General features: G+C 70.4%; 9 protein-coding genes. 3 read left to right on the top strand and 6 right to left on the bottom strand.

From position 1 onward, the window contains the following. The 6 genes from U742_RS22305 to U742_RS0121190 all read right to left on the bottom strand — a co-directional run. The coding region (locus U742_RS22305) for an ABC transporter permease subunit (RefSeq protein WP_038362303.1) at positions 1 to 635 on the bottom strand (635 nt) is incomplete at its 3' end. Next, complete coding sequence (locus U742_RS0121210) at positions 632 to 1,411, bottom strand: taurine ABC transporter ATP-binding protein (protein WP_029356741.1); 780 nt, start codon at positions 1,409 to 1,411, stop codon at positions 632 to 634. The genes U742_RS22305 and U742_RS0121210, both read right to left, overlap by 4 nt. Positions 1,412 to 1,576: 165 nt before the next feature. Next, complete coding sequence (gene tauA / locus U742_RS0121205) at positions 1,577 to 2,587, bottom strand: taurine ABC transporter substrate-binding protein (RefSeq protein ID WP_029356739.1); 1,011 nt, start codon at positions 2,585 to 2,587, stop codon at positions 1,577 to 1,579. 533 nt (positions 2,588 to 3,120) lie between these two features. Next, on the bottom strand, positions 3,121 to 4,566 hold the full coding sequence (locus U742_RS0121200) for an FAD/NAD(P)-binding protein (protein WP_029356737.1): 1,446 nt from the start codon (positions 4,564 to 4,566) through the stop codon (positions 3,121 to 3,123). Further along, positions 4,563 to 5,753 (bottom strand): FMNH2-dependent alkanesulfonate monooxygenase, encoded by a 1,191-nt coding sequence (gene ssuD / locus U742_RS0121195; protein WP_029356735.1) that lies wholly within the window; start codon positions 5,751 to 5,753, stop codon positions 4,563 to 4,565. Before ssuD ends, U742_RS0121200 begins: the two co-directional genes overlap by 4 nt. Positions 5,754 to 5,947: 194 nt before the next feature. Continuing rightward, the gene (locus U742_RS0121190; protein ID WP_029356733.1) at positions 5,948 to 6,397 is read right to left on the bottom strand and encodes an RrF2 family transcriptional regulator; all 450 of its coding nucleotides are present in this window, start codon (positions 6,395 to 6,397) and stop codon (positions 5,948 to 5,950) included. Positions 6,398 to 6,502: 105 nt separating this feature from the next. On the opposite strand from U742_RS0121190, the gene U742_RS0121185 reads away from it, so the two are divergent. The 3 genes from U742_RS0121185 to U742_RS0121175 are packed head-to-tail and all read left to right on the top strand — an operon-like array spanning position 6,503 to position 8,721. After that, positions 6,503 to 7,084, top strand: a complete 582-nt coding sequence (locus U742_RS0121185; RefSeq protein WP_029356730.1) for an NAD(P)H-dependent oxidoreductase — start codon at positions 6,503 to 6,505, stop codon at positions 7,082 to 7,084. 1 nt (position 7,085) lies between these two features. Continuing rightward, positions 7,086 to 7,946 carry an ABC transporter permease subunit gene (locus tag U742_RS0121180; RefSeq protein ID WP_038362300.1) on the top strand — a complete coding sequence of 287 codons (861 nt, stop codon included), beginning with the start codon at positions 7,086 to 7,088 and terminating at the stop codon, positions 7,944 to 7,946. A gap of 4 nt (positions 7,947 to 7,950) precedes the next feature. Continuing rightward, positions 7,951 to 8,721, top strand: coding sequence for an ATP-binding cassette domain-containing protein (locus tag U742_RS0121175; RefSeq protein ID WP_029356726.1), 771 nt, complete (start codon positions 7,951 to 7,953; stop codon positions 8,719 to 8,721). Positions 8,722 to 8,729: the final 8 nt, after the last annotated feature.

Below are 8,729 nucleotides of genomic sequence, written 5' to 3'. Positions count from 1 at the left end.
GCGCCCAGCGCGCGGGCGACGTTGAGGCGGTTCGGCTCGACGTTCCGCGCCCCGGCGGCGGTGGCGATGATGATCGGCGGCAGCATGGCGAGGCCGATCACCAGCACCTTGGCGGTCTCGCCGATGCCGGCCCAGATGATGACGAGCGGCAGATAGGCGAGCGGCGGGATCGGCCGCAGGAACTCGACGATGGGGTCGAGGATGCCGCGTCCCACCGTCGAGAGGCCGATGGCGAGCCCCGCCGGGACGCCGATGGCGATGGCGGCGATCAAAGCGAGGAAGACGCGCAGCAGGCTGGCGCCGAGATGCTGGGCGAGGGTGGCGTCGACGAAGCCTTCGGTCGCGATGCGCCAGAGCCGGGCCAGCACCGCCCCGGGTGAGGGGAGGAACAGCTTGGGCGCGGCGCCCGATGCGCTCGCCGCCCACCAGAGCGCGACCAGCACGAGGATGGTCGCGAGCGAGATCAGCACGCGGCTCGGTATGGCGAGCCGGGCCGGCGGCGGGCCGGCATCGGCAGCAGCGTCCGTTCCCACGCCGCGCGGCACACCCTCGACCGGCACCGCGAAGGGGAGCGCGAGGTCGGCCACCGGAATGGGCAGGACGTGTCCGGGATCGCGGCCGATCGGGCGGTTCATGAGGCGGCTCCCGAGAAGATGACGCCGCGCAGCCGCTCGCGGGCGGCGGCGAACTGGACGCTGCACTTCACCGCGCCGCCGATGCCCTCGTCGAGCGCGCGGCGGCCGAAGTCGCAGGGTTCGTCGAGCACGATGCGCCCCGGCCGGCCCGCCAGCACCACGACGCGGGTGCCGAGATAGAGCGCCTCGTCGAGGCCGTGGGTGACGAAGAGGATGGTCTTGCCGGTGCGGCGCCAGACGTCGAGCACGAGGTCCTGCATCTGCTCGCGGGTCAGCGCGTCGAGCGCGCCGAGCGGCTCGTCCATGAGCAGGATGTCGGGATCGGCGACGAGGGCGCGGGCGAGGCTCACCCGCTGGCGCTGGCCGCCGGAGAGCTGCCACACCGCGTGATTGCCCTTGCCGGCGAGGCCGACGAGGTCCAGCGCCTCTTCGGCGCGCGCGTCGCGCTGGCGCTTCGAGATGCGCTTGATCTTCAGCCCGAAGGCGACGTTCTCGCGGGCGTCGAGCCAGGGGTAGAGCGCGTCCGTCTGTAGCACCACGCCGCGGTCGGCGCCGGGGCCCGAGACCTTGTAGGAATCGACCCACACCTCGCCTTCGCTGGGCGGCAGGAAGCCGGCGACGGCGTTCAGGAGGGTCGACTTGCCGCAGCCCGAGGCGCCGAGCAGCACGACGAGCTCGCCGGCCGGAATGGAGAGATCGATATTCTCGAGGACGGTGGTCTGCCCGCCTGCCGGCTGGGGAAAGCGCACGCCGAGGCGGAAGATCGTCAGCTTCATCACGCGGCCCGTCCATTGGTACGAGGGATCCGTTCAGGTGAAGAAAAGAGGCCCGGCATCAGCCCTCGCCGAAGCGCTGCTGCCGCCGGGCCTTCAGTCGTCGTCGCGGGGCCTCCTCCGCGACGCTCGGGAACGGTCGATCCGGCAAAGCCTTGATGGCCCGCCTCAGTTCAGCTTGGCGGCCTGCTCGGCCGGCGTGCGGCTGACATAGGGGCCGTAATCCTTCAGCACGGCGTCGATGCGGCCCTGCTCCTTCAGGAAGGCCGACGTCCTGGTCAGGCCCTCGACCGTGCCGCCGCCGAGCAGCGCCTCGGAGAGCTGGTCGGCCAGCAGCGGGTACTTGTTGCCCTTGAGCAGCTCGGGGATTTCCTCCGGCTTGGCGCCGGTGAGCCTGGCGATGGCGGCGACCTCGGGCGAGGCGGGCGTCCAGTTCGCGCCGTTCTTCGCGTAGTCGGCGTAGGAATCGGCGGTGACCTTCACGAATTGCGCGACGACCTCCGGGTTCTTCTGCGCGAAGTCCTTGCGCGCGATCCAGGCGTCGAAGGTCGGCGCGCCCCATTTGGCGACGTCGGCCGAAGAGGCGAAGACCTTGCCGGTCTCCTTGATCTTGCCGAGCGCGGGGTCCCACACATAGGCGGCGTCGATGTCGCCGCGGGCGAAGGCGGCGGCGATCTCCGGCGGGCGCAGGTTCAGGATCTCGACGCTCTTCGGATCGACCTGCCAATGCTTCAGCGCGGCCAGCAGCGAATAATGGGTGGTGGAGACGAAGGGCACCGCGACCTTCTTGCCCTTGAAGTCCTCGGGCTTGGCGATGCCGGCGCCGTTGCGCACCACCAGCGCCTCGGCGTCGCCGAGCAGGGCGGCGATGTAGATGGTCTCGATCGGCAATTCGCGGCTGGCGGCGGCGGCGAGCGGGCTCGACCCGACATAGCCGATCTGCACGTCGCCGGAAGCGATGGCGGCGATCACGTCGGCGCCGGAATCGAACTTGCGCCAGTTGATGTTCGCCTTGGTCGCCTTCTCATAGGCGCCGCTGGCCTGGGCCACCTTCGCCGGGTCGGCGCCGGTCTGGTAGCCGATGGTGACGTCGGCAGCGAAGGCCGTGCCGATGGCGGCGGCGGAGAGGGCAAGCGCGGCCGTGGCCGCCAGCAAATGGCGGCGGGAGAGGATGGACATCGGAATTTCCATGGCTGGGCCGTCGCGGTGCACCATGGCGCCGGCGTCGCGGCCGAATTGATTGTGCGAATGGCGAGCCGTCTTCGAGCCCGGAGCACTTTCCTGTCGTCAGGTGTTTTCCACCCGAGCGGAAAGGCTCAAGACCGGCGAGGTCAGTGGCGTCGACAGATCCAGGTCATTTTGCGCCCCCATGCCCGACGTGGCGGAACAGGCCGGAGCCGTCGGTGCTCCATCGTCGGTAACGCCATCTGAGCAAAGGCAAATGTGCCGGTCAATAGAAATCTACTGTTTTGGTAGATTTATTTTGGAGGCTCTCCGTAGGCCGCGATGCTTCCGCGTCGTGCGGGGCATCCATGCCGTCTTCGGCGCTCGATCAAGCACACCGTCATCCTGAGGCGCCGGCACAGCCGGCCTCGAAGGATGATCATCCGGGTGCACGGGGTGACCATCCTTCGAGGCTCGACCTACGGTCGAGCACCTCAGGATGACGTTGCCCGAGTAAGTCGCCCAAGCTGGTTCGGAGAAGACGCGCGCTACGCGCTCGCGTAACGCGGCGCGGCGGCGCTGTCGGGCGCGTCGAGCTCGGCGGCCACCGCGGCGGCGATACGCACGGCATAGTTCGTCACGTCCGGCAGGCCCATCAGCTCGCCGACCGTGCCGCGCGCCAGCGGGCCGGCGACGTAGAGGCCGGGAACGGGACGGCCGTCGCGCCCCACGGCATGGCCGTCGTCCGCCGTGTCGATGCCGAGCCGCAGCGGGTCGGGACGGGCGAGGCCGCGGGCCTCTAGCGCGGCAAGCACCGGATTGTCGGCGAACACCCGGCCATGCGCCGGGCCGGTCGCCACCACCACGGCGTCGAAGGCCTCGGTCGCGCACTCGCCGCTGCGCCGCCCGCGCAGCGTGACGCGGATCGCGTCGCCGTCGCGCTCGACGCCCTGCAGCGAGGCGGTGCGCAGCTCGAGCGTGCCCGCCGCCAGCCGGCGGTCGATGCCGTCCTCGACCTGCGGGGCGATGCGGAAGCGGTGCACGTCCCAGAACGGGCGCAGATGCCGCAGCAGGCGGGCGCGCTCGGTCAGCGGCAGGGCGTGCCAGATCGCGCTGCCCTGCAGGCGGACCTGGTCGAACACGCAGTGCCAGCTCTTGCCCTCGGCCTCGGCCGCGGCGACCGTCGTCCGCACCCGGCGCACCAGCTCGCGCACGCTGCGCGCCGGCGCGGTGGCGAAGTCGCCATAGGGGTCGTGCTGGGCGGTGGCGTGGCCGCGCGAGCGCAGCCCCCGGCGGGAAACGGCGACGATGCCGCCGCGATGGCCGAGCCGATCGAGGCTCGCCACGATGTCGGCCATGGTGAGGCCGGTGCCGACGATCAAGACGCGGTCGGACGGGCGGATGGCGGCCAGCGCCGGGGTGTCCCACGGGTTCGGCACGAAGCGGGGATGGCCGGCGAGCGCGCGGCCGAGAATGCCGGGCGGCGAGGGCGCCACATGGGCGACCGCGAGCACCACGGTGCCGGCGTGCACCTCGCGACCGTCCGAGCAGGCGATGCGGTAGCCGTCGTCGGTGGTGACGACGTCGTCGGCCGCCGCGGCGACGTGGACGAGGCGAGGGCCGAGCGCCGCCAGCGTCTCGCCGACATAGTCGCCGAAGGCGCTGCGGGCGGGGAAGCTGCGCCCGTCGGGCGTGCGCGCGGAAGCATCGCGGTCGAGCCGCCCCGAGGCCTCCAGCCAGTCGTTGAAATGCTCCGGCTGGTCCGGGATCAGCGACATCCGCGTCGAGGGCACGTTGATGCGGTGCGACGGATCGGCGGCGCTATAGGCGAGGCCGCGCCCGAGGCCGGCACGCGGCTCGATGACGACGACGCGGTCGAGGTCAGGGCGCTGGGTGAGCAGATGCCAGGCGACAGCCGCGCCGGAGACGCCGCCGCCGATGATGGCGACCGGCGTCTCGATGGCGGCAGGAGCCTCGGCTGCCGGCCCGCTCACGACTGCGCCGCGCGTAGAGTCGGGCGGTAGTCGTTGGCGATGGTCTCCCCGAACGGGCCGGTGTTCACCTTCGAGCTTCCCCGGACGATGTCGTGATTGAGCTTGAGGCGCGGCAGCACCAGCTCGGCGACGCGATAGGCCTCTTCGAGGTGGGGATAGCCGGAGAAGATGAAGCTGTCGATGCCGAGATCGGCATATTCCTGGATGCGCGCCGCCACCGTTTCGCCGGAGCCGACCAGCGCGGTGCCGGCGCCCCCGCGCACCAACCCGACGCCGGCCCACAGATTGGGGCTGACCTCCAGCCTGTCGCGCCGGCCGCCATGCAGCGCCGACATCCGCGCCTGCCCGACCGAATCGAGGCGGGAGAACACCTTCTGCGCCGCAGCGATGGTGTCGTCGTCGAGATATTTGATGAGGTCGTTGGCCGCCTCCCACGCCTTGGCGTCGGTCTCGCGGGCGATGACGTGCAGGCGGATGCCGAAGGAGACCTTGCGGCCGCGCGCCTCGGCGAGCGCCTTCACCTCCTTGATCTTCGCCGCCACCGCCGCCGGTGGCTCGCCCCAGGTGAGGTACTTGTCGACATGGTCGGCCGCGACGCTGTTCGCCGAGGCCGAGGAACCGCCGAAATAAAGCGCCGGGCCACCCTCCTGCACCGGCGGGAACAGGAGATGGGCGTCCTCGACGCGGATATGCTTGCCGGCATAGGTGACGCGCTCGCCGGCCAGCAGCCGGCGATAGACCTGGAGGAACTCGTCGGTGACCTCGTAGCGCTCATCATGGTTGAGGAAGATGCCGTCGCCGGCATTCTCCACCGGGTCGCCGCCGGTCACGATGTTGATCAGCAGGCGGCCGTCCGAGATGCGGTCCAGCGTCGCCGTCATGCGCCCATAGAGGGTGGGGGAGGCGAGGCCGGGGCGCACCGCCACGAGGTAGCGCAGGCGCTTGGTGACCGGCGCGAGTGCCGAGGCGACCAGCCAGGAATCCTCGCAGCTCTTACCCGTGGGGATGAGCACGCCGTAATAGCCGAGCCGGTCGGCCGCCTGCGCCACCTGGCGCAGATAGTCGATGTCGAGCTCGCGGGCGCCGATGCCGGTGCCGAGATGGCGGCCGTCGCCATGCGTCGGCAGGAACCAGAGGACGTTGAGGCCGTCATTGGAGGCCGCTGCGGTGGAGGTGGTGTCGGACATGTCGTTTTCCCTGCTCGGCGGCCCCCACAATTCCCGCGCCGGCCGGAAATCCGGCGAGGCGAGGGAACGGGAAAGCGGCGCGATCGGCTAAAATTTATAAAATCGCTAGACTATAGATGTTGTCGCTGCAAGCCCCTTTTGCGCGCAGGGCCCGTGCGGGAAAATGCGCATGCCGGCCGGCGGGGAGGGGGACATCAGATGTGGTACATCAGGTCCGGGTGCCGGACGCGGCTGAACATGATCATCTCCTCGAGCGTCATGCGGTCGAGGATGGCCGACATGGCGTCGCGGACATGACCCATGGTGATGCGCACGGCGCACCGCTCCAGGTTCGGGCAGTCCTCGCAGGGCCGGTTGGCGCTCACGCTGGCACATTTCAGCGGCGCCAGCGGGCCGTCCAGCACGCGGATGACATGGCCGACATGGATCTGCGCGGGAGGCGTCGCGAGGCGGTAGCCGCCGCCGGGCCCGCGCTTGGCGCGCACGATGCCGGCATCGCGCAGATCGAGCAGGATGGCGTCGAGGAATTTCTTCGGGATGTGGTTCCGGGCGGCGATCTCGGCGCCGCTCGCCGTCGTCTCGGGCGGCAGCGCGGCGAGGTGGAGGGCCGCCTTGAGCCCGTATTTTCCCTTCTTCGTGAGCATCCGACGACTCCACAATTGCCCTCTGCCTTAATAATATATTTTTCCGATAGACAACTAGAATGAATTATGGAAAGGCTAGGTTTGTCGAGCCTGGAGGCGTGATTGATGAGCAGGATTAAGATCGTCGGCGTGAGCGGCGGGCTGTCGTCTCCCTCGCGTACCCTGTCGCTGGTGCAGCTCGCCGTGGAGCGCATCGCGAAGGCTGCGGGCGAGGCCGGCATCGCCGTCCGGACCGACGTGATCGACGTGGCTTCGCTGGACGGGATAGGCGCGCTGCGCGCGCGCCCGGCCGCCGCGCCGGTCGAGGCGGCGTTCGAGGCCGTGGAGAGTGCCGACCTGCTGGTGGTCGGCTCGCCGGTCTACAAGGGCTCCTATTCCGGGCTGTTCAAGCATTTCATCGACTTCGTCGACTATCGCGGCCTCGTCGGCGTGCCGGTTGCGCTGCTGGCGACCGGCGGCAGCGACCGCCATGCACTGGCGATCGAGCATCAGTTGCGGCCGCTCTTCGCCTTCTTCCAGGCGCAGCCGCTCGGTACCGGCGTCTTCTTCACCGAGCGCGAATTCGCCGATGGTGCGGTGGCGGCAGGGCTTGCCGAGCAGCGCTTCGAGCGGCTGGTCGAGGAGGCCGTCCACGCGCTGTCCGGCCGGCGCCGGGGCGCCCGCGACCTCACCGGCGCGGCGGCCTGACATGTCGCTGGTCGAGCGCGGCGCCAAGATCAGCGCGGCCATCGTCGGGGCGGATACGTCCGACGGCGCGCCGGTCCGCCGTGCCCGCCTCGCGGCGCTGGAAGGGCGGATCGCCGGCTGGATCCTGCCGGCGCTGCTGGTCGCGCTGTGGGAGTTCCTGTCGCGCATCGGCTTCATCGCGCCGAACGTGCTGCCGGCGCCCTCCGCCATCGCCTCCGCCGGCTGGCAGGCGCTGAAGTCGGGCGATCTCGTCCATCACATGGCGGTCAGCACACTGCGGGCGCTGAGCGGGCTGGTGGTCGGCGGCATCGTCGGCCTCGTCTTCGGCATCGCCAACGGCCTGTCGGACCTGTCGCGCCGCTACACCGACACCACGCTGCAGATGGTGCGCAACGTGCCGCACCTGGCGCTGATTCCGCTGGTGATCCTGTGGTTCGGCATCGAGGAGGAGGCCAAGCTCTTCCTGGTCGCGCTCGGCGTGTTCTTCCCGATCTACATCAACACGCTGCATGGCGTGCGCACGGTCGACCCCCAGCTCATCGAGATGGGGCGGGTCTACGGTATGTCGCCCTTCACGCTGTTCCGGCGGGTGATCCTGCCGGGCGCGCTGCCCTCGATCTTCGTCGGGCTGCGCTTCGCGCTGGGCATCATGTGGCTGACGCTGATCGTCGCCGAGACCATCGCCGCTTCCTCAGGGCTCGGCTACATGGCGATGCAGGCCCGCGAGTTCCTGCTGGTCGACATCGTGGTGCTGGCGATCCTCATCTACGCGCTGCTCGGCAAGCTCGCCGACGTGCTGACCGGGGTGCTGGAGCATCTGTGCCTGAAATGGCACCCGGCCTTCCAGAAGCCGCGGAGCTGACGCGATGACGCTCGCTGCCGCTCCCTCCAGCTTCGTTCCCGCCTCGGCGGCGACGCATGGCCTCGGGGTCGCCTTCGAGCGGCTCGGCCGCCAGTTCGGCGACAAGCGCGTGCTGGAGCGGGTCGATCTTGCGATCCCCGCCGGCCAGTTCGTGGCCGTCATCGGCAAGAGCGGCTGCGGCAAGAGCACGCTGCTGCGGCTCATCGCCGGGCTCGACCGGCCGACCGCCGGGCGCATCCTGTTCGAAGGCCCGCATGACGGCGAGGCCATCCGCATCATGTTCCAGGAGCCGCGCCTGCTGCCTTGGGAGCGCGTGCTCGCGAATGTCGAGGTCGGCCTGCCGGCCTTGGTCACCGGAGAGGCGCGGCACCAGCGCGCCCGCGCCATGCTCGCCGAGGTCGGCCTCGCCGACCGCGCCGGCGAGTGGCCCGCCGTGCTGTCGGGCGGCCAGAAGCAGCGCGTCGCGCTCGCCCGCGCGCTCGCCTCCGGTCCCCGGCTGCTGGCGCTGGACGAGCCGCTCGGCGCGCTCGACGCGCTGACCCGCATCGAGATGCAGGGGCTGGTCGAGCGCATCTGGCTCGATCAGCGCTTCACCGCGATCCTCGTCACACACGACGTCTCCGAGGCGCTGGCGCTCGCCGACCGCGTCATCCTCATCGACGAGGGCCATGTCGCGCTCGATCTCGACGTGCCGCTGCCGCGCCCCCGCCGGCGCGGCTCGGCCGAACTCGCCGAACTCGAAGGCCGGATACTCGCCCGCCTGTTCGGCGGGTGAGGGCGCCG

It is taken from the genome of Allobosea sp. 117, assembly GCF_000702305.1.
Taxonomy (GTDB): domain Bacteria; phylum Pseudomonadota; class Alphaproteobacteria; order Rhizobiales; family Xanthobacteraceae; genus Ancylobacter.
The sequence above is the reverse complement of the archived record's forward strand: the minus strand, read 5'-3'. Positions and strand labels throughout refer to the sequence as shown.